This window comes from Emcibacter sp. SYSU 3D8 (assembly GCF_039655875.1).
In the GTDB taxonomy this organism is placed as follows: Bacteria; Pseudomonadota; Alphaproteobacteria; order SMXS01; family SMXS01; genus RI-34.
The window spans coordinates 1-23,803 of record NZ_JBBYXK010000008.1; the positions used below are offsets into that span (position 1 = coordinate 1).

The following is a 23,803-nucleotide window of genomic DNA, read 5'->3' on the forward strand; positions in this document are numbered from 1 at the left end:
CCGCCTGATCGAGGTGCGGGTCGACACCTGGGGCGGCTTCGTCTGGTACACCATGGACAACGACGCGCCGCCGCTGCTGAAGTACCTGGAGCCGATCCCGGACATCCACAGGAACTTTCCCCTGGAGAAGCTGGTGCGCATTCTCTGGGTGCGCGTCGAGTTGAACTGCAACTGGAAGTTCTCGTCGGACAATTTCAACGAATCGTATCACACCCGCACCGCTCATCCGCAGGTGGCGCCGATCATCGACCAGGACCATTTCACCTCGCGCTACGAGATATTTCCCAACGGCCACGCGCGCATCATCCAGATGGGCCGCCCGTCGCTGCGTGACCGGCTGCCCGAGGGCGTGCCGCACCCGTTCGACGACCAGCTCCGCGCCTGGGACATCGATCCGGACCGCTATGCGACCTTCGAGGAAAAGGTCACCCAGGGATGGATCGATCTCAAGGAAGCCAAGCGCAAGCTGGGACCGGACCGCGGCTATGACCATTTCGCCCGGCTGACCGACGAGGAGATGACGGAAAGCCCGTTCGGCGTGGTGTTCCCGAACATCGCCTTCGGCGCCAATGCCGAGGGCATGGGATTCTTCCGCTGGGAACCGCACCCTGACGACCCGGAGAAGTGCTATTTCGATCTGTGGGAATTCGCCTATCCGGCCAAGGACTCCTACCGGGGCCGCCTCACCCAGACCACGCTGGCGATGAAGGAAGCCGATTACGACTTCCGCGTCTATTCGGGCCCCGAGGCCGTCGCCGACCTGAGCGACCGGGTGGTGTTCCAGGACTGGGGCCTCAGCCCAGGCCAGCAGGCCGGCTGGCGCTCGCGCGGCTATCAGGAGCCGTATCTGGCGGCGCAGGAAACCCGCGTCCGGCGTTTCCATGAAGTGCTGCACGACTATCTCGACGGCAAGCCGCCGGGACGCTGAGGGCGGTCGGCACGGTTTCGCCGACTGATCTTTCCAAGGTGAGGGACCGGGCCTTCGATGCCCGGTCCCTGACGTTTATTGCCGTGGATCCCGCTCGCTGGACGACCGCCCGTCAAGCCGGTCCATCAGCGGCGTGACGGTCATGCCGTGCACCACGATCGACATCAGCACCACGAAACCGATAAGCGCCCAAAGCAGTTCGGCGTTATCGAACGTTCCATGATTGAGCGCATAGGCGAGATAATAGAACGAGCCGATACCGCGGATACCGAAGAACGCGATCATCATCTTCTCCTTCCTCGGCTGCTTCAGCCCGGCTAGCCCGATCCAACCGCAAAGCGGGCGAATGACGAAGATGAACGCCATGCCGGCGATTGCCGCCGGCCAGGTCAATGGCTCCAGCATGCCCGCGGCGATGGTGCCGCCAAACACGACCAGCACCAGCAGCATCAACAGGCGCTCGATCTGTTCGGCGAAATCATGCAGCTGGGCGTGATATTGGTGCCCTGCATCGGTGCGCCGGAGCGTGATCGCGGCAATGAATACGGCCAGAAAGCCGTAACCGTGAACCAGTTCGGTCACGCCGTAAGCCGCCAATGTCGCACCCAGGGCGGCGAATCCGTCGCCGCCGGCAGCCAGCCGGGCAGCCATCGGCAACCTGAACATCAGCCGCGCGAACAACTGGCCGGACAGATAGCCTGCCACGATGCCCGCTGCGATTTTCCAGAGCACCTCGTAGGCTACCCAGTTGGTGAGCTCGTCGGAAAGGCCGGCGCCCGCCGCTACGGCCGCCGCCGCCAACGCCAGATGGGTGAACGGAAAGGCGAGTCCGTCATTGAGCCCAGCTTCCGATGTCAGGGCAAATCGCGTCTCGTCTTCCTGCTCTGACCCCGGCGGCCCAAGCTGCACATCCGAAGCGAGCACCGGATCGGTCGGCGCCAGCACCGCGCCGAGCAGGATCGCCGCCGCAGGCGCAAGCCCCAGCAGCCACCAGCCGGTGATCGCCATGCCCAGGATGGAGAGCGGCATAGTGACGGCCAGCAGACGCCATGTCGGCAGCCATTCGCGCCAGCCGATCCGGCGCTTTATCTTCAGCCCCGCCCCCATCAGCGACACGATGACCACCAGTTCGGTTAGCCGCTCGGCAAGGTCCGGATAGGAAATGGGATGCAGCTGCCGGCTCGGAGAAAACAGGCTGAACACGCCGTAGCCCAGCAGTACGCAGATGATCGGCAGCGACAGCGGCAGGCGCCGCAGCAGCAGGGGCAGCCAGGCCGCGGCAAGGACCACTATGCCGACGAACGCCAGGAACAGAGCGTAAAGGTTCATCCACGGGAATGGATTCCGGGGACGTCTGGTTCCGTTTGGACACGCAGAAAGTTGCGCGCGAGCCGCCGGCTAATGCCGTTTGCGGAACGTGATCGGCAGCTTGATGATGGTTCGTTGCAGCAGGCTGGGCAGGTAGGTGACACCCTCGAAACCTGCCGGATACCGGAAATCCTCCATCCGTTCCATGATCGCCGAGAACGACGATGCCATCTCGACCCGCGCCAGGGTCGCGCCCAGGCAGTGATGGATTCCCGAACCGAATGTCACATGAGCGCCAGCATTCTTGCGCTTGAGGTCGATGTCCTCGGCGGCCGGGAACATGGCCTCGTCACGGTTGCCTGCCGCCCAGCGCATGTTGATCGGCGTGCCCTTCGCCAGCGAAACGCCGCCCAGCACCACATCCTTGGTCGTGACCCGGTAAAGGCCCTGGATCGGTGTCTCCAGGCGCAATACTTCTTCGACGAAATTCTTCATCAGCGACGGTTCGGCCCGAAGCTGGTCCACCACGTCCGGCCGGTCCAGCATGATCTTCATGCCGGCGCCGATCGCGCTCGTGGTCGTCTCGTTGCCGCCCACCAGGATCTCGCCCAGCATGGACAGAATCTCGGCATCGTCCAGATAGCGGCCCTCCGGCAACGGCGTATGGATCAGTCCCGAGATGATGTCGTCCTCGGGCGCCGCGCGGCGCTTGTCGACGATAGCCTTCATGTAATGCTGGGAATTGACCAGCAGCTTGGCGGCTTCGTAGTCCTGCTCGTCGGTCAGCATGTTGGAGATGCGCGACATGGACGCATCCGACCATTCCTTGAACAGGTGGATGTCCTCGCGCGGCACGCCGATCTGTCCGGCGATGACGATGCACGGTAGCGGAAACGCGAACTCGCGCATGAACTCGCACGCACCCCGATCGACGAATGCGTCGATAAGCTCGTGGGCGATGGCGTCGATGTCCGGAGTCATCTTCTTGATCCGGGAACCGGCGAACACCGCGTCCACCAGCGACCGCTTTGACTTGTGGATCGGGTCGTCCATGCGCGACAGCGAAGGATACTGCTTGAAACCCTGCTCGCGCAGCAGCGCCTCGCTCCGCGCCGGCACGCCGCCCGGCCGCAGCGAGATCCAGTCCAGGTCGCTGGAATAGGTGACGGGATCCCGCACGATCTCGCGCAGCAGGTCGTAGCCGGTCACCATCACCATCCCGGTGTTCGGATCCCGGTAGACCGGCGCATTGTTCAACAACCAGTTGTAGGCCTGATAGGGGCACTGCTGCACATCCCGGTCCATCAGGTTGAACGGCATGGCCGGCTGCGTGTTCATGAGACTACCTCCCCCGAGATTGACTGCATGATAGCGCGCGCGCCGCGCGGCTCCAGTCTCTTATGCAGCCGTCGCCGCCTCGGTATCTGCCAGGCTCTTCCGGTACATCCTGAGGCCGAGATACATCAATACGCATACCACGGGCGGCAATCCGCAGTTCACCACCGCCAGCGACCAGGGCAGCAGCTGGTCGTCCTTGAACACATAAGTCGTCAGGAATCCCACCGAAGTCGCGCCCAGGCTGATCCCGACGATGTTGCTCACGAACAGGTAGAATGACGAGATTTTGGCCCGCATCTGGTTCGGCGTGATCGACATCATCGCCGCGCCGCTCAGTCCTGCGGGAACGGCAGCCAGAAACTGCCACAGCGCCAGGCAGGCAACCGCCCACCAGGCATCGGGCGCGAACAGGAACACGCCTGCCGCGACCGGCGCGGTCGGGATGGCGCAGATCAGTGTCGCCCGGAACGGTGCGTCACGATATCCGCGCCTGTCCAGCCAGCTGGCGTACCAGCCGCCGAAGAACGCCCCCGAGGTGCCGAAGACAAGCACCACCATGCCGTAGACGTACCCGGCTTCCGAGGCTGTCCAGCCGAAGCTGCGCGAGAAGAACACCACCATCCACGAGAAGTTGCCGTAGGCGACCAGCACGAGCATCGAGTAACTGATGAACAGGGTCGTCAGTGTTCCCTTGTGAGACCGCACAAAGGCCACGAACTCGGCCATCTGCTGCTTGCTATCCACAACCTCCGAGGTCCGGCCCCGCCGCAACGGTTCGCGGACCGTCAGCATCAGCATTGCCAGTATCAGCCCCGGCAAGGCCGCGGCAACGAAGGCCGCCTGCCAGGGTTTCAGGTCGCCCAGCAGCGGTAGATGCAGCGTTCCCGCATCCTTCAATGCCGCGATCAGCGCCCCGCCCAGCACCATGGCAAGCCCCACCCCCGTCAGGTTGCCCATGGTGAATACGCTCATCGCCATGGCCAGCTTCCGCTTGGGAAAGTAGTCGCTGATGATGGAATAGGCCGACGGCCCCAGCGTGGCCTCGCCGACGCCCACGCCGATGCGGGCGAGGAACAGATGCACGAACTGCGAGGCCATGCCGCAGGCCGCTGTCGCCATGCTCCAGAAGGTCACCCCGGCGATGATGATGTTGCGCCGGCTGCGCTGATCCGCCATCAGCGCGATGGGCACCGACATCAGCGCGTAGAAGATGCCGAAGGGCGGCCCTTGCAGCAGTCCGATCTCGAAATCCGTCAGGCCCAGGTCGGCCTTGATGTCGGCCACGACGAGCGCAATGATCTGCCGGTCCAGGAACGAGATCACCGCCCCGAAATACAGCACGATGACCACGTACCAGGCGTAGGTCTGGTTCGGCCACGGCTGTTCCGCCGTCGGTGACTTCGCCTGGTCGCTCATTCGGAAACCTTCCCCGTCGCGGCATCGCCGCGGGCGGCGAATGTAACCCTGTGGAAACCTCGCGCGAAACTAGATCACCGGCGATCTACCGGCAAGCATGACTTTTAACGCTGGAGCGCAATGACAGCGCGGCCCCGCACCTTGCCCTGCAGAATCTCCTTCGCCAGTTCGGGCACATCCTCGAGCCGGGCATTGAAGGTGGTGCTCTCGAGTTTGCCGAGCGGCAGGTCCGTGCCCAGCCGACGCCAGGCTTCCTGGCGCGGCGCCATGGGCAGCATGACGGAATCGATACCGTAGACGGCAATGCCGCGCAGCAGGAACGGCAGGATACTGGCCGGCAGGGTGACGCCGCCCGCCAGGCCGCACACCGCCGCCGCGCCGGCATATTTCAGCATGGACAGCGCATGCCCGATGGTCGGCCCGGCCACCGTGTCGACGACGCCGGCGAAGCGTTCGGGCAACAGCGGATGATCCGGCGCCTCCGAGATCTCCTTGCGCTCGATGACGTGGTCCGCGCCCAGGCTCTTGAGGTAATCCGCCTCCGACAGACGGCCTGTCGAAGCTGTCACCTCGTAGCCCAGTTGTTTCAGGATGGCGATGGCCACACTGCCCACACCGCCTGCGGCGCCGGTCACCAGCACCTCGCCCATGCCCGGCTTGACGCCGTGTTTCTCGAGCGCCAGCACGCACAGCATGGCGGTATAACCCGCCGTGCCGATTGCGGCCGCCTGCCGGGTGGAAATGGTGTCGGGAAGCTTCACCAGATGGTCTGCCTTCACCCGGGCGCGGCTGGCATAGCCGCCCCAGACAAGCTCGCCCAGGCGATAGCCGTTCTGCGTCACCCGGTCTCCGGCCTTGAACCGCGGATCGTCCGATGACGTCACGGTGCCGGCGAGATCGATGCCGCCCACATGCGGCCAGGACTTCACCAGTCCAGCGCCCGTGGTGAGGATCATGCCGTCCTTGTAATTGAGCGTGGTGTATTCGACGTCGACCGTGACATCGCCCTCGGGCAGCGCCGAATCGTCCATCTCGACCACGTCGCTCACAACCTGCTTGTCGTCGCCCAGCCGCGACAGCAGCGCGTGCATCTTCGCCATGTCTCTGTTCCTGTCAGCCATGAATGGTTAGGCGCGTACGCTGGCCCAAGCCGCGCCCGATGTCCATGCCTGCACCGTTTATTCGGATAATTCAGAAGGTATGATTTTCCCCCGGAGCAATTGCCGGCGGTCGCTATCGCAACTGGCTGTCCTTGCTGCCGCGCCTGTTGAAACCCTGGTTAGACGGGCGCTTGTCGCGCTCGGACTGGCAGTGGACGCAGGTCTTCACCCCCGGCACCGCGGCGCGCCGCCGCTCCGGGATTTCATCGCCGCAGATCACGCAATGAGTCTCGCTTTCGCCCGCCGGCAGCCGCGCCCGCGCATGCTGGACGGCGTCCTTCACCGTATCGTCGATCTGATCCTGAACTGCACCGTCACGCGCCCAGCCGTTCGCCATTGTGTCCTCCGGCGCTTGGAAATGTACTCTCGATAGATGGGGTTCGGCGCGCGGCATTCCAACTCTGGTCAATGTCCGTTGGCGCTCTATACTGGCCGCTCGACCAAGGAGCAGATCACATGTCGCAATGCCCGTTCTCCAAACCCCAGGACATCAACTTCATGGATCCGGTCGTCCAGGAGAACTGGTTCGAGGCCTACAAGGTCCTGCACCGCGATGCGCCGGTCTACCATATGGCCGACCTGGACATGTACATCGTCACCAAATACGACGACCTCGACAAGGTGCTGAAGGACCCCGTCGGCTTTCCCAACGACTATTCCGCCGAGGCGCAGGAGACGCTGATCCAGCACCCCGAGGCGCAGGCGCTGTATCACACCGAAGGCTGGCCGCGCCTGATGCCGCTGTCGACCAACCTGCCCGAGCACCGCTCGTTCCGCGCCCTCATCGACAGCTACTTCACCGCCAGTGCCGTCCGCAAGCGCGAGGCGCTGGTGCAGGCTCGCATCGACGAACTGGTCGATGACTGGATCCACAAGGGCGAGATCGAATTCATCAAGGAGTTCGCCGAGCCGCTGCCCATGGCGATTATCGCTGAAGCGCTGGGCTTCCCGCGTGTCGACCTGCCGCGCCTCAAGCGCTGGTCCGCCGCCTGGGTGAAACCCTGGTCGCGCGGCCTGACCCTGGACGAGGAGAAGGAGTGCGTCCGCACCCATATCGAGTTCCAGCACTACATCCACGAAACCGCGCTGGAGAAGCGCGCCAACCCGACCGATGACGTCATCAGCCACCTCGCGACCTGCGACTATGACGATCCGCTCACCGGCGAGACGCGCAAGCTGACCGATGCCGAAGTGATCGGCATCAGTGATCACCTGCTCACCGGCGGCAACGAGACCACCACCTTCGCGCTGGCCAGCGGCCTGTGGCTGCTGTTCCGCTATCCGGACATCTATGCCGAACTCAAGGCCGACCGCTCGAAAGTGCGCATCTTCGTCGAGGAGGCGCTGCGCATCGAGTCACCAACCCAGGGCCTGATGCGGATCGCCGCCGAGGACACCAGTCTGCGCGGCGTCGAGATCCCCAAGGGCGCCGTGGTTCATGTTCGCTACGGCGCCGGCAACCGCGATCCAGAACGCTACCCGGATCCGGACCGGCCCGATCTGAACCGCCGCGCTTCGTCCGCCCACCTGGCTTTCGGCATTGGCGAGCATATCTGTCCCGGCGCGGCGCTCAGCCGCTTCGAGCAGAATCTGGCGTGGAACACCCTGCTCGACCGCCTCGACAATCTCCGCCCGGTTCCGGACAAGGACGATTACACGCACATCCCCGGCTTCTGGCTCCGCGCCCTGAAGCAGATACATGTGCGCTTCGATCCGGCGAAGGCGTAAAGCGGCGAGCCGGTCTGGCGGCCGGCTGCCTGTCGCTGGATAAGCCAAATTTGTCGCGGCATATCAAGATCGGTGCCCCTGTTCGTCTCTAGTTTGTCCGTCATGTGATGGACCGGCCTGACTGGAGAACGCCCATGAGCGACGGCACCGAGCGCTATGCCGCCGACGAAGTTCGCGACGATTTCGTTCCCAAGGAGGTCTATTACGCGCGGGATTTCGCCGAGCTGGAGGCCGACCGCCTGTGGCCCCATGTCTGGCAGATCGCCTGCCGTGCCGAGGAAGTGCCTCAGGTCGGCGACTATGTCACTTACGACATCGTCGACGATTCGATCATCGTCATCCGCTCGGCCGACGACCGGATCAGGGCGTATCACAACGTCTGCCCGCACCGCGGCCGGCGGCTGCTGTCCGGCCACGGCAATACGCGCCAGATCGCCTGCCCGTTCCATGGCTGGCGCTACGGTCTCGACGGCCGCAATATCAAGGTCATCGACAAGGCCGACTGGGGAAACTGCCTCGATCCCGACGACATCCGCCTGTCCGAAGTCCGGTGCGACGCATGGGGCGGTTTCATCTTCATCAACATGGATTCGGACGCCGACCCGCTGAGCGATTTCCTCGCGCCGGTCACCCGCTATTGTGAGAAGTTCGAATTCGAGAAGCTGCGTTACCGCTGGTACAAGACCGTGGTGATGCCGGCCAACTGGAAGACCGTGCTGGGCTTCTTCAACGAGTTCTACCACGTCCAGCAGGCGCATCCGCAGCTGCTCGAATTCACCAACGACTACTCCAAGAGCGGCGAGTTCGGCCGCCACGCGCAGATGTGGTTCGAGGCCGACGGCGCCATGCCGTTCAGCCGCTCACCCCGTCTGCCGGCGCGCCCCGAACCGCCCATGAAGGAACACATCGTCGCCTTCGCCGAGCACTACAATGTGGCGCTGAAGGCGATGCTGTCCGAGCGCAACTATGCCGCTGCCATGCGGGTGCGCGACGAGGTGCCGCCCGAGACGCCGCCGCTCGACACCCTCGCCAAGTGGGCGGAATTCCAGGTCGAGGCCGCCATCCAGGACGGCGCCGGCTGGCCGGCGGAGCTGACGCCCGAATACATCGAAAGCTCGGGTCTGGACTGGCACGTATTCCCCAACACGATCTTCCTGCACGGCATGATCGATGGCGTGCTGTGGTACCGGATGCGGCCCAACGGGCGCGACCCGGAAAGCTGCATCTTCGATGTCTGGTCGCTGGTCCGTTACGCACCGGGCAAGGAGCCGCCGCTGGAGCGCCAGTTCTTCACCGACTGGCGCGACGGCGACTGGGGCCTGATCTACGAGCAGGATTTCGCCAACATCCCCGAGGTCCAGAAAGGCTATCACTCGCGCGGCTTCAAGGGAGAGCGCACCAACCCGGTGCAGGAACGCGCCATCTCCAATTTCCACCGGGTGTTGCGACGCTTCCTCAAGGACCCCCACGACACGCCGCCGATTACCCGGCAACGCTGAGCCATGTACCGGGCGTACCGGCATATCGCCGCGAGCCGGCGCGGGCGTATTCTCACCCTGACATTGGACAACCCGCCGCTCAACGCGGTCAATCGGGCGCTCCATGACGAGTTGTCCCATATCTTCCACGACGTAGCGCGCGACGACGGCAGCGATGTCATCGTGCTGACCGGCGCCGGCAAGGCGTTTTCGGCCGGCGCCGACCTGGAGGAAATGAAACGCGCCACGGAAGACCCGGCGCTGCGTTCGACGCTGATGTCCCGCGCACCGCACATCGTTCACGCCCTCCTGGCGCTCGACAAGCCGGTGATCGCCCGCCTCAATGGTCATGCGATGGGTCTCGGCGCCACGCTTGCCCTGCTCTGTGACGTGGTGATCGCGGCCGACATCGCGCGCATCGCCGACCCCCATGTGGGCATCGGGTTGTCTGCCGGGGATGGCGGCGCGCTCATCTGGCCGCATCTCATCGGTTACGCCCGCGCCCGTCATCACCTGCTGAGCGGCGAGGCGCTGTCCGCGACCGAGGCTGCCGCCATCGGGCTGATCCACAAGGCGGTACCGCCTACGGCGCTGGATGCCGCAGTCGACAGCTACGCGGACCGGCTGGCGAGCGGCGCCATCCTGGCGATCCGCGCCACCAAGCGGTCCATCAACATGGCGCTGTGCCGCGAGGCCATCGCCAGCACCGAGGCCCATATCGGCCTCGAGGCGCTGACCATGGCGTCAAACGATCACCGCGAGGCCGTATTGGCTTTCCTGGAAAAGCGTCCACCGGTGTTCACCGGGACCTAATCCTCCATGTAGCGGGCAAGATGGGTTTCCACGTCGCCGAAACGCCGCTCGGACACGATGGCCCGGCGCAGATAATGGCCGACCCGATATTCGGTGGTGAAGCCGATGGCGCCGTGCAGGTGCACGGCCATGCCGGTCACCCGTTTCGCCGTTTCGAAGGTGTTGACCCAACAGCCCGAGATCGCCTTCCGCCGCTCCGCACGGCCACGCCCGAACGCCGAGATTGCGCGCAGCACGCTGGAGCGGACACTGTCCGCGTCGATGAACAGGTCGGCCACGCTGTGCTGCAACGCCTGGAAATTCGCCAGCTTCTGGCCGAACTGGCTGCGCGTTTTCAGATATTCGGCGGTCATCTCGATGGCGTTGTCCATACCGCCCAGCATGTCGGCGCACAGGCACAGCCGCGCCTCGTCGAGCGCGTCCTCGATGACATCGAATGCGTCAGGGGACAGCAGGTTGTCGGCGGCGACAGCCACATCGAACCGGAAATCGGCGCAGTCTCGGCCGTCGACCGTCCTGTAATCCCGGCAATCGACGCCCGCCTGTTCCCGGCCCACCAGAAACAGCCCCACGCCGCCGCCGAGCGCCGCCGTGACCAGCAGGTCGTCGGCCCCCGAGCCCCCCATCACCAGCAGCTTGGTTCCCGACAGGCGGTAAGTGCCTCCATCGCGTTCGGCAGTCAGCCGCGGCACCAGTTGATATCTGCTCCCAGGCTCGTACAGGGCGGGCGCCAGCCGCCGCGAGCCGGCAATCATCTCGCACAGCAGCGCGGTCCGTGCATCGCCTGCCATCAACCGGTCGACCAGGCGGGTCGCCAGCACCGCGCCATCGATGAAAGGATCGGGCGACAGCGCCCGTCCCATCTCCTCGGCAAGGACAGCCAGGTCGGCCACCGAGCCGCCCAGGCCACCCGCATCCTCGGGCGCAGCGATAGCCAGCCAGCCCAGTTCGGCATAGCCGTGCCAGCCCGCCCCGGCCTCCTGGGCCAGATAGCGCCGCGCGCTATCGCGCAGCATGGCCTGCTCGCTGTTCAGGGTGAAATCCAATCTCGCCTCCAGCGTTGTCTCAACGGAACAACGTGTTCCAGATGATGGTGCGTTGGACCTCGTCGGACCCGCCGAAGATGGTTGCCGCCCACCAGTACAGATATTGCGTGGTGCGGCCCGCGGCGGCCGGCGGCGCGAAGGCAGGCAGCGGCGCGGACTCCTCCGGACGGAAGGCGGGCGCCGCCTGCGGTCCCAGGATCGCCATTTCCAGGTCGGCGGCGCGCAGCAGGCATCGAGCGCCCCGCACCGCCAGCGCCGACGCCGCAGCGCCCAGCGCCGGGCTGGACTCGCCGGCCAGCACCCGCAGCACCGACCATTCCAGCGCGTCCACGTCGATGGCGAGCCGCGCATGCCGGCGGCGGAATTCCATCGCCTGCGCCTGTGGCAAGCCATTGTCACGCTCGGCCTCGATCAGCGCCGGGATGCGCCCCACATAGCGGCACAGCATGCCCGCATAGGCATTGTGCGTGCGCTCGTGCTCCAGCAGGAATTTCGCCTGGGTCCAGCCGCTGTTGGGTTCGCCGATCAGGTTTTCCACTGGCACGCATACGTCATCGAGAAACACCTCGTTGACGTGATGGTCGCCGTCGAGGGTCTCGATCGGCCGGATGGTGACGCCCGGCGCAGTCATGGGCACGATGATCATCGACAGTCCCGCCTGCGGCTTCACCTCCGGATCGGTGCGCGCCAGGCACACCATGAAATCCGCCATGTGGGCGTCGGTGGTCCAGATCTTGTGGCCGTTGAGGACATAGTCGCCGCCGTCCCGCACCGCGCGGGTCCGCAGGCTTGCCAGGTCGGACCCGGCCTCCGGCTCCGAGAAGCCCTGGCAGAACCAGTATTCACCGCTCAGGATCGGCCCGAGAAACCTGTCGCGCAGCTCCGGCGAACCGAACCGGCACAGTACCGGCCCCACCATGGACAACGCGATCAGGCAGATCTCCGGCACATTGGCCAGCCCGCACTCCCGCTCGAAGATGTAGCGCTGCACCGGCGACCAGCCCGTGCCGCCAAACTCAACCGGCCAGCCCGGCGCCGTCCAGCCGCGCCGGTGCAACGCCGTCTGCCATGCCGCCACCGTCGCCCGGTCGTTGTGGAAACCCATCGCCTCGCGCCGCGCCAGCGCGGGCGGCAGGTTGGCGGCGATGAAATCGCGCACCTCCTGCCGGAAGGCCTCGTCTTCGGGCGAGAAGTCCAGCTTCATGCCGTCGCTTCCCGTTCCCGCGCGTAGGCGGCCGCCATCTCGCGCAGTCTGTCCTTGCGCACCTTGCCGGAAGCGGTCTTGGGAAGTTCGTCCACGACGATGACGCATTCCGGTGTTTTCTGCCGCGCAAGGCCCGCGTCGCGGACCAGCGCCGCCACCGATGCCAGGTCGACGGCCGCACCCGCCACAGGCACCACAAATGCGCAGATGGCCTCGCCGGTCCGTGCGCTCGGCATGGACACCACCGCAACCTCGTCGATCGCCGGGTCGCCGAACAGCACATCCTCGATCTCCCGCGCGCTGATATTCTCGCCGGCCCGGATGATCAGGTCCTTCTTGCGGCCGGTGCAGACCAGATGATCGCCCTCGACCAACCGGCCCAGGTCGCCCATGCGGAAAAAGCCGTCATCGTCGTAGGCATCCAGATTGTCTTCCGGACGGGCATAGCCCAGCGCCATGCTCGGCTCGCGCGACAGGATTTCGCCCTCCGCACCGTCGTCCGCCGGTGCACCCGTTACCGGATCAACAATCTTCACGTCGCAGCGGTAGAGCCGCCCATCGGTCTCGGCGGCCGGCGCCAGATCGTCGCGCGAGGACGGGCCACGCGTCATGGTCGGCGATTCCGTCGCGCCGAACACGCGGAACGGGACGCAATTGGGAAAGCACGCAGCCGCCTCCCGTATCAGGCTGGGCGGCACCGACGCCCCACCGCACAGGAAATAGCGCAGGCTGTCCAGCGTCTCGCCGCGCTCGCGCGCCACCGCGACCAGGTCCTGCATGAACGGCGTCGCGCCCAGCATGAACGAGCAGCCATGGCGCCGGATCGCGTCGAACGCCTGGGCGCCGTTCCAGACGTCGGTCATCACCACCGGCACATCGCAGGTCCACGGCACGTTCAACGCCCACAGATAGCCGCTGATATGGGTCAGCGGCGACGGTGAGAAGGTCCGGTCGCCAGATCCCAGCCCCATGGCCGCCGTCATCTTCAGCGAATCCGCGTTCAGCGTGTTGTGCGAATGCAGCACTCCCTTCGGCCGGCCGGTCGTGCCCGAGGTGTACATCAGCAGCTTCACCGCATTGGGATCGACCTTGCGCGCCTCGGCGAGCGGCGGGCCGTCCAGCAGATCCTCGAAGTACAAAAAGTCCTCGGCGCGGTCACGCACTGTCACCAGCAGCGGCGGCGCATCGAATGAGGGTGCAAGCCGCGCCATCATCGCCGCATGGTCGAAGTTGCGGAACATCCGGGGCACGAAGACAACGCGGGTGCGCGCCTCGTTGAGCATGTAGCCAACTTCTGCATCGCGATAGATCGGCACGATGGGATTGGCCACCACGCCGGTCATCGCCGCCGCCAGGTTGATCACCGCCGCCTCCCACCAATTGGGCAGCTGGAACGAGATCACCGCGCCCGGTTCGAGGCCGATGCTGACAAACCATCCGGCCAGGCGCCGGGCGCGCTCGTATAACTGCCCGCGGGTCAGCGCCACGTCGTTGTCGATCATCTGGACGCGGTCGGGCGCGGCGCCCGCCAGTGCCGCCGCGTCGTCGGCGATGGTGCGGTTCAGCCAGTCGCCGGAATTCACCCATTGTTCGGCCCGTGCCGGATTCCACCGCACCGTCCATCCGCCCGCATCGCGCCTTGATGTCTGCTCGTCCACCAGCCCTCGCTCCCCGTCGCTGTTCGGCCCCAACCTATCGTGGACCGGTATCCGTTTCTTGGCTACGCGCGACAATCAGACCGCAGCAGGCGACCGCTCACCCCCACCCGCGCGAAACATGAGATCCCGGTAGCCTGATCCTAGGGAGCCGATCCGGCAATATCTTGATGTTTGACGACAATCGCCGGATATTCAGCGGCAGGGCCGCGCTCGGGCGAGGTGTACAGGTGCCCACGGCGAGGATCCTGAACGGTTACCGGAAACCCGGAACCAGCGGGGAGCGAACCAATGTCTATTGTCGCACTGGACGACCGCACTGCGAATGCCGGCGCCGGGTCCCGGGCCGCGTTGGTCAGGATCGAATCGCTGAGGCTTTATCCCGAGGTCGTGCGCCGCCTGGGCGGCAAGCCGGAAGAGATCCTGGCGCGCGAGCCGCTCGACATCGCCCTGCTCGATCAGCCGGGCACCATGATTCCCTACCGCAAGATGATCCGGCTGCTGCACCGCACCGCCATTGAGCTCGAGCGGCCCGATTTCGGCCTGTTGCTGGCGTCGCGCCAGGGCGGCGCGGCGGTGCTCGGCCCGCTTGAGGTGGCGATGACCAACGCCGCCACACTGGGTGACGCCTACCGTTACTGCGCCCAGCATCTGAACGCCTATAGCTCGGTCGGCGATCTGGACATCGACATGGATTCCGACATGGGCCGCGTCGCGATCAGCTGGGGTATTCATCTCGACCGGCTGTTGCACCACGAACAGGCCATCGAGCACGGCATCGCGCTGATGCATCACGCCATCCTGACCATCTCCGGCGGCGCGGTCCGGGCGAAGGAGATCTGGTTCGCCCACGACCATGTTTCGGCGCCCGAGCATTACGCCGGCTATTTCGGCGCCCGGGTGCAGATGAACGCGCCATTCAACGCCGTTTTTCTCAACCGCAGCGACCTGGCGGTGCCGATCTCCAATCGCAGCCAGCAGCTCTTCGAAATGGCGACCTCGTTCATCGACACCCAGTTCCCCGACGCCGCCAAGCCGCTGTCGACCAAGGTCCGCTCGATCGCAACGCGGCTGTTGCCCCATGGTGGCAGCTTGCATCTGGAGGTCGCCTCGGCGCTGGGCATGCATCCGCGCACCATGCAGCGCCGGCTGCGCGACGAGGGCGTGAACTTCGAGGAGATCAAGGACGAGGTCCGCCGCGACGCCGCCATCCGCTATCTGGGCCAGCCGAGCATCCCGCTGACCCGCGTCGCCGCCATGCTGGGCTACAGCGAGCCGTCGGTGCTGACCCGCAGCTGCTATCGCTGGTTCGGCAGTTCGCCGCGCAAATACCGCAAGGCCATCGCGGGCACGGCCTGAAGCCGCTTTACAGCTTGTCGAAGGCAATTTCCAGGCGGCTCGGCCCATAGGCGAAGAAGTGGGTCTGCCAGTCCACGCCGTCCTCGCCGCGCGCCAGCCGAAGATTGCCCATCCGCCGCAGGATGCCGGCGATCGCCACGCGCAGTTCGCCGCGGGCCAGCTGGTTGCCGACACAGAAATGCGCCCCGACGCCGAAGGCGAAATGCTTGCGGGCATTGCCGCGGTTGACGTCGAGCGTATCGGGATCGGGAAACACCTCTGGATCGCGGTTCCCCGCGCCATAGCGCAGCACGATGATCGCGTCCTTGGGGATGGGCGTGCCGCCGATTTCGGTGTCGCGGGTCGCCCGGCGCCACAGCCCCTGCACCGGCGCGTCGAGCCGCAGCACCTCCTCGACGAATTTGGGGATCAGCGCCGGGTCGGCGCGCAGGCTCTGCTCCAGCCCCGGCGTGGTGACGATGCGGTACATGGCGCTGGCCAGCGCGCCCACCGTGGTGTCGCTCCCGGCCGGCAGCATCTGCTCGACGATCTGGATGATCTCCTCGGTGGACAGCCTGCGGCCGTCAACCTCGGCATGGACCAGATCGCTCAGGATGCATTCGCGCGGTTTTTGCCGATATTCCTCGGCGCGGGCGACGATGAAGTGCTGCAGCTCGCAAATCGTGTGGGTCAGCTCGATCTGCCGCGCCTCGCCATTGTCCGGGTCGTTCTCCTGCACGATGGCGTCGGCCCAGCGCTTGAAGTCGGCGAAGCGCTCGCGCGGCAGGCCGATCTGGTCCGACAGCACATGGTTCGGGATCTTCACCGCCAGGTTGAAATAGAACTCCACCTCGCCGTCATCGATGATCTCATCGATCATCTCGTCGACGACGCCTTCCAGGTACTCCTCCATCTTGCGCACGCGGGTGATGGTGAACACCTTGTCGACCAGCGCGCGGTGGATGGTGTGGACCGGCGGATCGGACGCCACCAGCGCCGTCACCGGCATATAGCCTTTCTCGCGGTAGATCGCGTCGATCTTCGCCTGGTAGGGCGCGTTCTTCACCATCAGCTGGCCGGTCACGTTGGAAAACGTCGCCGGATCGCCCGCCGCCTTCCTGATCTCGTCATAGCCGGTCACGATGTAGAAGCCGCTGCGCGGGTCCAGATAGACCGGCCCGTCCTTGCGCACCTGCGCATAGGCATCGAACGGACAGCGCTGGACCTCCGGATCGCTGAAGCTGATGGGCGTCGATGCCATGCCTGTTCCTTCCCGCCGCGCGGACCGATCAGAAATCATAGTCTATCGTGACACCGATCTCGCGCGGCTCGTCATAGGAAACGCGCGCGGCGCCGGCCGAGATGGTCGTGGAATTGTACGACTTGGTGTTGGTGAGGTTGCGGCCCCACAGCGAGAAGCGCCAGTTGCTGCCGTCCGGACGATAGCTGATCTCGGTGCCGAAGCGCGCATAGCCCTTTTGCACCAGCACGCCGAACGGATCGTAGGGCAGGTACTTGCTGGTGTAATGCAGGCTGGGCGACACGCTGAGGTCGCCGTCGCCGGCCCGGGTTTCGTAGGTCAGGCTGAACACCGCGCTGAGCTTGGGCGCGCGCATCAGCCGGTCGCCGCTGACATCGCCGACGATGGCGCCGAGGCCGCCCGCGGTGATCGGCGGGCCGAACCCGGCGGCGTTGGGAAAGTCGGTGAAGTCCGCCTTCGGCATCCAGGTGGCGCCCAGCCGCAGCGACAGCCCGTCGGTGACCTGCGCCGTGCCGTCGAATTCCAGGCCGTAGATGCGCGCCGAGGCCGCGTTGGTCGGAATGATCGCCGTGCCGGTGAACGACTGGATCTGCAGGTTCTTGTAATCGTAGTAGAAGCCCGCGGCGTTAAAGGTGAAGTTCGCCTGCGCCGTCTTGAAACCGATCTCGTAGGCGGTGACCTTTTCCGGATCCACCGCCGGGCCCACGGTCAGGATCGGCAGGATGCCGCTCTTGAAGCCCTTCGAGAACGTGGCGTAGATGTTGGTCCGGTCGTCGATCTCGTAGCGCAGGCCGACGCGCGGCGTCACGCTGTCCCAGTCCGGATCGGCGAACTCGAAATAGGGCGCGCCGAAGAACGTCACGAACCCGGTCTTCTTCTCATAGCTGTAGCGTACGCCGGCGGTCAGGGTCAGGCGGTCGACGATCTCGTAATCCGCCTGGGCGAAGATGCCATAGGCCTTGGTCTTGACCTTGGTGGTGGCGGTCAGCAGCGGCGGATAGACCACCTGCGGCGCGCCGGGCAGCGCCCCGTCGGTGAAGTCGTTGATCCAGGCCGGGATCTTGCCGTTGCTGATGAAGATGTTGCCGCCCACCAGGAACGTCAGCCGTCCCAGCTGCTCGGAGGTGAACAGGAAATCCTGGAAGAAATTGTCGTTGGGCTGCTGGTCCTTGAACGCCAGGCACGCGAATGTCGACGGCGCCGCGGCCAGGCATTGCGGAGAATAGGCCGCGTCCACGTCGACCCGCTCCAGATAGCGGCTGAGCGTATAGGCGCTGGTCGAGGTGAAATTGCCCACGCCGGTATCGATGTCGATCTTCAGGCTGCCGCCGTAATTGCGCAGCCGGGTCAGCGGATCCGGCGCGTCATAGGCATATTGCCACGGCGCGGTGCCATAGACCGCGTCGGGATACAGCGAAGCCGCCGTCAGCCCGTCGACCGGCAGGCCCACGCTGCCGTGATCGGTAGCGCGCTGCATGTAATAGGCCGTGGCCAGGATCGTCACCCGGTCGCTGGGCGTGATCAGCAGCTTGCCGCGCAAGGTGTACGAGCGCAGCCAGTCCATCCGGTCGGACGGGTAATTGCCCGCCGCCGCCGGCACCATGCCCGGCACGATGTTGCGCGAATAGCCGTCCACGTTGCGGTAGGCGAACGAGAAGCTGGCCGCCACCTTGTCGGCCACCAGCGGCCCGCTGACGAAGCCCTTGATGCCCAGATCGTAGGACGACCGGCTGGCGCCCGCGCCACCGTAGAATCCTGCGCTGGCGCTGACGCTGCCCGTGGTCTCGAAGCTGGGCGAGCGGGTGATGATCTGGATCGCGCCGCCGGTGGCGTTGCGCCCGAACAGGGTGCCCTGCGGCCCCTTCGACACTTCGATCCGCTCGATGTCCGGCAGGTCGATGGAGGCGCCCGCCTGGGTGCCCTCGTAGACCCCGTCGATATAGAGCGCGATCGGGTTGTCCGAGCCCGGGCCGGTGACCAGCGTGGTGATGCCGCGCAGCGCCGGCTGGACGAAGTTGCCCTGGGCCTGGAACGTCAGGCCGGGCGTCACCTGTTCCAGGTCGCGCAGATTGTCGACGCCCGCCGTCGCCAGCTGCTCGCCGGTCTGCACGGTGATCGAGATCGGCACCTCTTCCTGCCGCTCGGCGCGGCGCTGGGCGGTCACCGTGACCTGGTCCACCCCGGCCGCCGGCGCCGGCGCCGGCGCGTCCTGGGCCCATGCCGGCGCGGCGGCGCAGGCCGCCAGCAGCGCGGCCCCGGCCAGATAGCGGCCGCTGATCCCGAAAATTCCGTTGATGCTCATCCCCGTGCTCCCCGTGACGCGGTTCCTGTGGTTTCCCCACGACTTGCGGTTTCCCATGCGTCCCACGGATAATGAGTGGCGGCCTCGCCGCGCGTCTTTATCTTTGACGACAATTATCCCGGCGGCAGGCGGCAACTTGCCGGGGCCAGGCAGCGCGCGCCGTGTCGCGCCCGGCCCACGATTTGTCGCCGCCGGTCAAGATGCGCGCCGGGGCGCGTGCTAGGCAGGATTCACCGTCCGGGGAGGAACAGCATGCAGGACACGTTGAACGAGATCGTCGCCCATCACCGCATCCGCCAGGTGCTCGAGCGCTATTGCCGCGGCATCGACCGGCTCGACGCCGGCCTGATCGACAGCGTCTACTGGGACGACGCCACCGACAACCACGGCATCTATGTCGGCCCCGGCCGGGACTTCTCGGCCTTCATCGTGCCCATGCTGCGCGACGCGTTCACCTGCACCATGCATGTCATCGGCCAGTCCAACATCGCCGTCACCGGCGACCGCGCCGCCGCCGACACCTATTTCGTCGCCTATCACACCCGGCACGAAGGCGACGATGCCGTGGTCGACGTCGCCGCCGGCCGCTATGCCGACATGCTCGAGCGCCGCGGCGACGAATGGCGCATCCGCGACCGCACCGTGGTGATGGACTGGGTCGAAACCCGCCGCGGCCTGGCCGATGCCGCCCTCGCCCTGGACAGCTTCACGAACGGGACGCGATCGCCCGACGACCTCAGCTACGACGCGTATAAATGGGCAGCCTCATCACGCTGAAGCGCGCGTAAAACATCACCGCCCGCTCATAAATTCTCGTCATCCCCGCGCACGCGGGGACCCAGATGGGGCGTCCACGTAACCCCTCAACCACTCGGTCACGAACAAACATCTGTCCGTTGACCAAGTGCATGGAAATGATCGCACTCCACGCCCGACTGGGTTCCCGCGTGCGCGGGAATGACGACCGTTGATTGTATGAATACTGAGCGTCTAAAGCGGACAACCAGCCCAGCGCACACAACCCAAACCATTGCCCGAAACCCACCAAACGCTATCTTGGGGAAAACCCCCAGGGAGCCGCCCGTGACCGATGCCCATGCCACCCTCCGCCAGCTGATCGACGCGGCCCGCCGCGTCGTCGTCTTCACCGGCGCCGGGATCAGCACGGAATCCGGCATCCCCGACTTCCGCAGCCCCGGCGGCTACTGGACGAAGAACAAGCCGATCCAGTTCCAGGACTACCTCGCCTCCCCCGAGATCCGGCGCGAGGCCTGGCGGCGCAAGTTCGACACCGACGGCACCTTCGAGAACGCCCGCCCCAACAAGGGCCACATGGCCATCGCCAAGCTGGTGCGCCAGGGCAAGGTGACCCACGTCGTCACCCAGAACGTCGACAATCTGCACCAGGCCTCGGGCATCCCGCCAGAGAAGATCATCGAGCTGCACGGCAACGCCACCTATGCCCTGTGCCTGAGCTGCCGCACCCGCTACGAGATCGACGACCTGCGCCGGGCGTATCTGGACGACGGCGCGTATCCCGGCTGCGGCTGCGGCGGCGTGGTGAAGACCGCCACCATCTCGTTCGGCCAGTCCATGCCCGAGCACGAAATGCTGCGCGCCCGCGACGCCACCCTGGAGTGCGACCTGTTCCTGTCCATCGGCTCGTCGCTGGTGGTCTACCCGGCCGCCGGCTTCCCGATCATGGCCAGCCGCAACGGCGCCGCCCTGGTCATCCTCAACCGCGACCCCACCGACCTGGACGACCACGCCGACCTGGTCATCAACGACGAGATCGGCCCGGTGATGGCGGATGTGGTGGGGCTGACGAATGCGGATATGGTTGGGAACTGAACCGACCGTTACCGCGATCTCTGGACTATTGGTAACGTATATGTTACTTATATGGCTGTGGCATGATCGTCAGGGAATATATTAGGGAAGACGGCTCCAACCCGTTCCGCTCGTGGTTCGACGATCTCGATTCCCAGGCGGCGGCAAAAGTGGCGACCGCGATCCTGCGGCTTGAACTGGGCAACCTTTCGAGCTTGAAATGGATTGGCGGCGGACTGGGCGAATACCGCATCGACTGGGGGCCGGGCTACCGGCTCTACCTGGCCGCAGACGGTGACGACCTCATTATCCTGCTGCTGGGCGGCACCAAGAAGCGGCAGCAGTCGGATATCGACCGAGCGGGCGCCCTGCTCGCGGAATACAAGGCCCGCAAGGCGGCGGCGAACAAGAAGAAGAGGTAGCGGCATGGCGCTGACACGCGATTTCAAGGACACCGTGAAGGAGCGCATGCTGCGCGATCCCGCCTTCGCCCGGGCGATGCTCGACGAGGCCGCCACCCTGTTCCTCAACGGCGAACCCAACATGGCGCGCCTCATCCTGCGTGACCTCGTCAACGCCTCGATCGGTTTCGAGACGCTAGCCGCCGAAACCGGCACGCCGAGCAAGAGCCTCCATCGCATGCTTTCCGAAAGCGGCAATCCCGGCATGGACAATCTCGCCGCCATCTTCGGCGCGGTCCGCAAGTATCTGGGCGTCGATATGCAGGCTCACGCGGTCGAGGCCGCCGAGTAGGACAAGCCGTACGATTATCCCCAACCGCCCGCAAAGCGTTCGCGATGCCAAGCAATGTAGTCTGGCCGAGGCCAGCTACGCCGGTCCGAAGGCAATCGAATCGACTGCCCAACTATCGGAAACAGGGATCGCAGTTCAGCTGGAACCTTATTGTGTGAAACCAGCAGTTCGAAGTCGTCATTCAGGCTGATCAGGTGACGGTCAAAAAGCCAATGTGCGGTGGCTGAGAGTGCTATACCGTTTTGAACGATGTCAGGCCCGCCATCGGCAACGGGCCAGATGTGCGCCGCTTGCGCTTCCGCTTTTCCACCGCCGTTGATGATGCGAAGTCCCGTAACCGCACAGGTACTGTCATAAGCATCCAGAACGGCTTTACGAAATGCTGCGTCGCGAACCTTCCGGTTCACGAGTATCTGCTCAATCTCGCGTTCAGTCGGCGGTTCGCGGAGCAATACCGCCGTGCTCGTATCGAGGTGATACGTATCTAGTTCAAGACGGATTGCGTTGGCAGGATCGAGCACTTCTTCGAGTCCCGCTTCGACGATGGCCGCAAAATCGTCTCCATCCAGCAACCGTACTGAACGCCCCCTCAGCGCACGTCCAACGGTAGATGGATCAGCGTATTCACGAAGGAAGCGTTCAGCGAACCTGCCCATTGCATCTCGATACGGTACATGCCGATCGAAGGGCAAAAAGTCTCTTACTCGCGCATAGAATAAATTGCTGTCAGCTGGATCTGGGTCAATCCTGACCATACGCGCGACAGCAACATAGGCCTTGCGTCCCCGGGCCGATCCCGTCTCGCGATAGAGAATCCAGTCGCCAACACATTGCTGCGCCAAGCGAAGATAGACTTTGGGGAAATGATAGCGCTCGTCTATCAAGTCGTCGTACCGTGACGAGCCGCTAATTTCGAAGACCCCCTTCATGGAACGGAAAATAGAGTAAAATCTCTTGTCGAGCCACCAGAAGCTCGCATGGTTCCCAGTGCAATTTTGGTGAACAAATTGTCCGAGTTCTCAGATCTCAACGTGTTCCAGATGTATATCGCAAACGGCGGAAAGGCCGGGTTCTGGCTCCGTCGCACCACGTGGGGAATACCTGTGCTCAAGTGACATCGGTAGGCGAGTTTAAGGGCCCAGCCCCGTATTATGGCAACCCGGTAGTGCTCGCCGATATCTACGATCTGTCGACTGGAGAATTGAAGCAGGAGGGGGCCCGCATTCCTGTTCCTGGAACCTTTAAGACGTGGCGCCAAATCGATCCTCCCACCTGGAAGCGATGAATAACCTCGACCCCACCGTCCTGGACGATCACGCCGCCCTGGTAATCAACGACGAGATCGGCCCGGTGATGGCGAAAGTCGTGGAGCTGACTAACGCCGATATAGGGGGTTTAGTCCGGCTTGCAGTCACGATGGTGCACAGGATGCTGTTAATAGGTTAAATGATGGATCTGAGTGACATTCCAAGCGCAACCATTGAGCAAGTAGGCATGATGGAAGGCATCCTCATCGCAGCTGCTACAGGAGGCTCATCAGATAACCATATCTACGAACACCTGCGCCGCGAATTCATGGCTGATCCCGCAATCCGCGACCTACTTCCACGTTTTGTCCGGACTTATCGCAATCTCAGTGCCTTCTGGCCCTACATTAAGAATCAGGCGGGAACTTACGCGGAGCGGCGACAAATCATTAGCGAAGCGTTTACGCCGCTTATAGATCACCTTGAGGGTTACAATAGCGCACCAGGCGACATCGCAATATCCAGTGTTTTGGAGGGGTTCGATGCGGATGGCGTCTACGCGATATGGTCAAAAGCGCTCGCTCGACGCAACACCGATCCGGAAGGCGCAATTACGGCCGCAAGGACACTGCTTGAAACCGTGGTAAAGCGGATCCTCGATGAAATGGGCGAGACGTACTCTGAAAAGGACGACTTGCCAAAACTCTATGCCAGAGTAGCAACATCGTTGAAGCTCGCCCCTAGTGTACATACTGAAGAGCCGATCAAGGCGATCCTCGGCGGGGCAATGAACTTGGTTAACGGCATTGGGACATTGCGCAACCGCTTATCTGACTCTCACGGTAGAGGCGGAAAACTCCCTGTAAGGCCGTCACCGCGTCATGCCAACCTTGCCGTCAATGCGGCCGGAGCAGTTGCAGCTTTTCTCGTCGAGACATACTTAGAACGAACTTCTTCGTGAAATTACAAAAAAGCGGCGTCGTTACTGAATAAGATAT

21 protein-coding genes are annotated in these 23,803 nt (G+C 64.4%); 10 read left to right on the top strand and 11 right to left on the bottom strand.

The window, feature by feature from the left end; all coding sequences use genetic code 11:
• Nucleotides 1-928, top strand: a 928-nt coding sequence (locus WJU21_RS18665) for an SRPBCC family protein (RefSeq protein ID WP_346324982.1), incomplete at its 5' end; no start/stop codon positions are given.
• Between the two features lie 75 nt (nucleotides 929-1,003).
• Here the strand turns inward: WJU21_RS18665 and WJU21_RS18670 are convergent.
• The 5 genes from WJU21_RS18670 to WJU21_RS18690 all read right to left on the bottom strand — a co-directional run bounded on the left by WJU21_RS18670 (nucleotide 1,004) and on the right by WJU21_RS18690 (nucleotide 6,487).
• The gene (locus WJU21_RS18670) at nucleotides 1,004-2,257 is read right to left on the bottom strand and encodes a cation:proton antiporter (RefSeq protein ID WP_346324983.1); all 1,254 of its coding nucleotides are present in this window, start codon (nucleotides 2,255-2,257) and stop codon (nucleotides 1,004-1,006) included.
• A 69-nt stretch (nucleotides 2,258-2,326) separates the two neighbouring features.
• Nucleotides 2,327-3,574, bottom strand: coding sequence for a cytochrome P450 (locus WJU21_RS18675; protein ID WP_346324984.1), 1,248 nt, complete (start codon nucleotides 3,572-3,574; stop codon nucleotides 2,327-2,329).
• 60 nt (nucleotides 3,575-3,634) lie between these two features.
• The gene (locus WJU21_RS18680; protein ID WP_346324985.1) at nucleotides 3,635-4,990 is read right to left on the bottom strand and encodes an MFS transporter; all 1,356 of its coding nucleotides are present in this window, start codon (nucleotides 4,988-4,990) and stop codon (nucleotides 3,635-3,637) included.
• Nucleotides 4,991-5,094: 104 nt separating this feature from the next.
• Nucleotides 5,095-6,090, bottom strand: a complete 996-nt coding sequence (locus WJU21_RS18685) for an MDR family oxidoreductase (protein ID WP_346324986.1) — start codon at nucleotides 6,088-6,090, stop codon at nucleotides 5,095-5,097.
• A gap of 133 nt (nucleotides 6,091-6,223) precedes the next feature.
• Nucleotides 6,224-6,487 (bottom strand): DksA/TraR family C4-type zinc finger protein, encoded by a 264-nt coding sequence (locus tag WJU21_RS18690; protein WP_346324987.1) that lies wholly within the window; start codon nucleotides 6,485-6,487, stop codon nucleotides 6,224-6,226.
• A gap of 119 nt (nucleotides 6,488-6,606) precedes the next feature.
• Here WJU21_RS18690 and WJU21_RS18695 point away from each other — a divergent pair, with 119 nt between their 5' ends.
• From WJU21_RS18695 to WJU21_RS18705, 3 genes are all read left to right on the top strand, one after another.
• Nucleotides 6,607-7,878 (top strand): cytochrome P450, encoded by a 1,272-nt coding sequence (locus tag WJU21_RS18695; protein WP_346324988.1) that lies wholly within the window; start codon nucleotides 6,607-6,609, stop codon nucleotides 7,876-7,878.
• Nucleotides 7,879-8,012: 134 nt separating this feature from the next.
• On the top strand, nucleotides 8,013-9,377 hold the full coding sequence (locus WJU21_RS18700) for an aromatic ring-hydroxylating dioxygenase subunit alpha (protein ID WP_346324989.1): 1,365 nt from the start codon (nucleotides 8,013-8,015) through the stop codon (nucleotides 9,375-9,377).
• Nucleotides 9,378-9,380: 3 nt separating this feature from the next.
• Nucleotides 9,381-10,169 (top strand): enoyl-CoA hydratase-related protein, encoded by a 789-nt coding sequence (locus WJU21_RS18705; protein WP_346324990.1) that lies wholly within the window; start codon nucleotides 9,381-9,383, stop codon nucleotides 10,167-10,169.
• Here the strand turns inward: WJU21_RS18705 and WJU21_RS18710 are convergent.
• From WJU21_RS18710 to WJU21_RS18720, 3 genes are read right to left on the bottom strand one after another with little or no spacing between them, the layout of a single operon-like run.
• Nucleotides 10,166-11,215 carry an acyl-CoA dehydrogenase gene (locus tag WJU21_RS18710; protein ID WP_346324991.1) on the bottom strand — a complete coding sequence of 350 codons (1,050 nt, stop codon included), beginning with the start codon at nucleotides 11,213-11,215 and terminating at the stop codon, nucleotides 10,166-10,168. The two genes, WJU21_RS18705 and WJU21_RS18710, sit on opposite strands and share 4 nt — an antisense overlap.
• Nucleotides 11,216-11,234: 19 nt before the next feature.
• The gene (locus WJU21_RS18715; RefSeq protein WP_346324992.1) at nucleotides 11,235-12,419 is read right to left on the bottom strand and encodes an acyl-CoA dehydrogenase family protein; all 1,185 of its coding nucleotides are present in this window, start codon (nucleotides 12,417-12,419) and stop codon (nucleotides 11,235-11,237) included.
• Entirely contained in the window at nucleotides 12,416-14,077 is a 1,662-nt protein-coding gene (locus tag WJU21_RS18720) for an AMP-binding protein (RefSeq protein WP_346324993.1), read from the bottom strand. The genes WJU21_RS18715 and WJU21_RS18720 overlap by 4 nt, the downstream gene beginning before the upstream one ends.
• Before the next feature lie 288 nt (nucleotides 14,078-14,365).
• Here WJU21_RS18720 and WJU21_RS18725 point away from each other — a divergent pair, with 288 nt between their 5' ends.
• Nucleotides 14,366-15,433: an AraC family transcriptional regulator ligand-binding domain-containing protein gene (locus tag WJU21_RS18725; RefSeq protein WP_346324994.1), complete on the top strand. Its 1,068-nt coding sequence runs from the start codon at nucleotides 14,366-14,368 to the stop codon at nucleotides 15,431-15,433.
• Nucleotides 15,434-15,440: 7 nt separating this feature from the next.
• Here the strand turns inward: WJU21_RS18725 and WJU21_RS18730 are convergent, their stop codons facing one another.
• Nucleotides 15,441-16,673, bottom strand: coding sequence for a cytochrome P450 (locus WJU21_RS18730; protein WP_346324995.1), 1,233 nt, complete (start codon nucleotides 16,671-16,673; stop codon nucleotides 15,441-15,443).
• Between the two features lie 28 nt (nucleotides 16,674-16,701).
• The gene (locus WJU21_RS18735) at nucleotides 16,702-18,975 is read right to left on the bottom strand and encodes a TonB-dependent receptor (protein WP_346324996.1); all 2,274 of its coding nucleotides are present in this window, start codon (nucleotides 18,973-18,975) and stop codon (nucleotides 16,702-16,704) included.
• A gap of 252 nt (nucleotides 18,976-19,227) precedes the next feature.
• On the opposite strand from WJU21_RS18735, the gene WJU21_RS18740 reads away from it, so the two are divergent.
• The 4 genes from WJU21_RS18740 (at nucleotide 19,228) to WJU21_RS18755 (ending at nucleotide 21,558) form a co-directional block, all read left to right on the top strand.
• Complete coding sequence (locus WJU21_RS18740) at nucleotides 19,228-19,752, top strand: nuclear transport factor 2 family protein (RefSeq protein ID WP_346324997.1); 525 nt, start codon at nucleotides 19,228-19,230, stop codon at nucleotides 19,750-19,752.
• Between the two features lie 306 nt (nucleotides 19,753-20,058).
• Nucleotides 20,059-20,826 (top strand): Sir2 family NAD-dependent protein deacetylase, encoded by a 768-nt coding sequence (locus WJU21_RS18745; protein ID WP_346324998.1) that lies wholly within the window; start codon nucleotides 20,059-20,061, stop codon nucleotides 20,824-20,826.
• Between the two features lie 62 nt (nucleotides 20,827-20,888).
• Nucleotides 20,889-21,227, top strand: coding sequence for a type II toxin-antitoxin system RelE/ParE family toxin (locus tag WJU21_RS18750; RefSeq protein WP_346324999.1), 339 nt, complete (start codon nucleotides 20,889-20,891; stop codon nucleotides 21,225-21,227).
• Nucleotides 21,228-21,231: 4 nt separating this feature from the next.
• On the top strand, nucleotides 21,232-21,558 hold the full coding sequence (locus WJU21_RS18755) for a transcriptional regulator (RefSeq protein WP_346325000.1): 327 nt from the start codon (nucleotides 21,232-21,234) through the stop codon (nucleotides 21,556-21,558).
• Between the two features lie 14 nt (nucleotides 21,559-21,572).
• On the opposite strand, the gene WJU21_RS18760 is transcribed toward WJU21_RS18755, so the two are convergent.
• Nucleotides 21,573-22,487 (bottom strand): HNH endonuclease, encoded by a 915-nt coding sequence (locus WJU21_RS18760; protein WP_346325001.1) that lies wholly within the window; start codon nucleotides 22,485-22,487, stop codon nucleotides 21,573-21,575.
• A gap of 520 nt (nucleotides 22,488-23,007) precedes the next feature.
• Here WJU21_RS18760 and WJU21_RS18765 point away from each other — a divergent pair.
• Complete coding sequence (locus WJU21_RS18765) at nucleotides 23,008-23,766, top strand: abortive infection family protein (RefSeq protein WP_346325002.1); 759 nt, start codon at nucleotides 23,008-23,010, stop codon at nucleotides 23,764-23,766.
• Nucleotides 23,767-23,803: the final 37 nt, after the last annotated feature.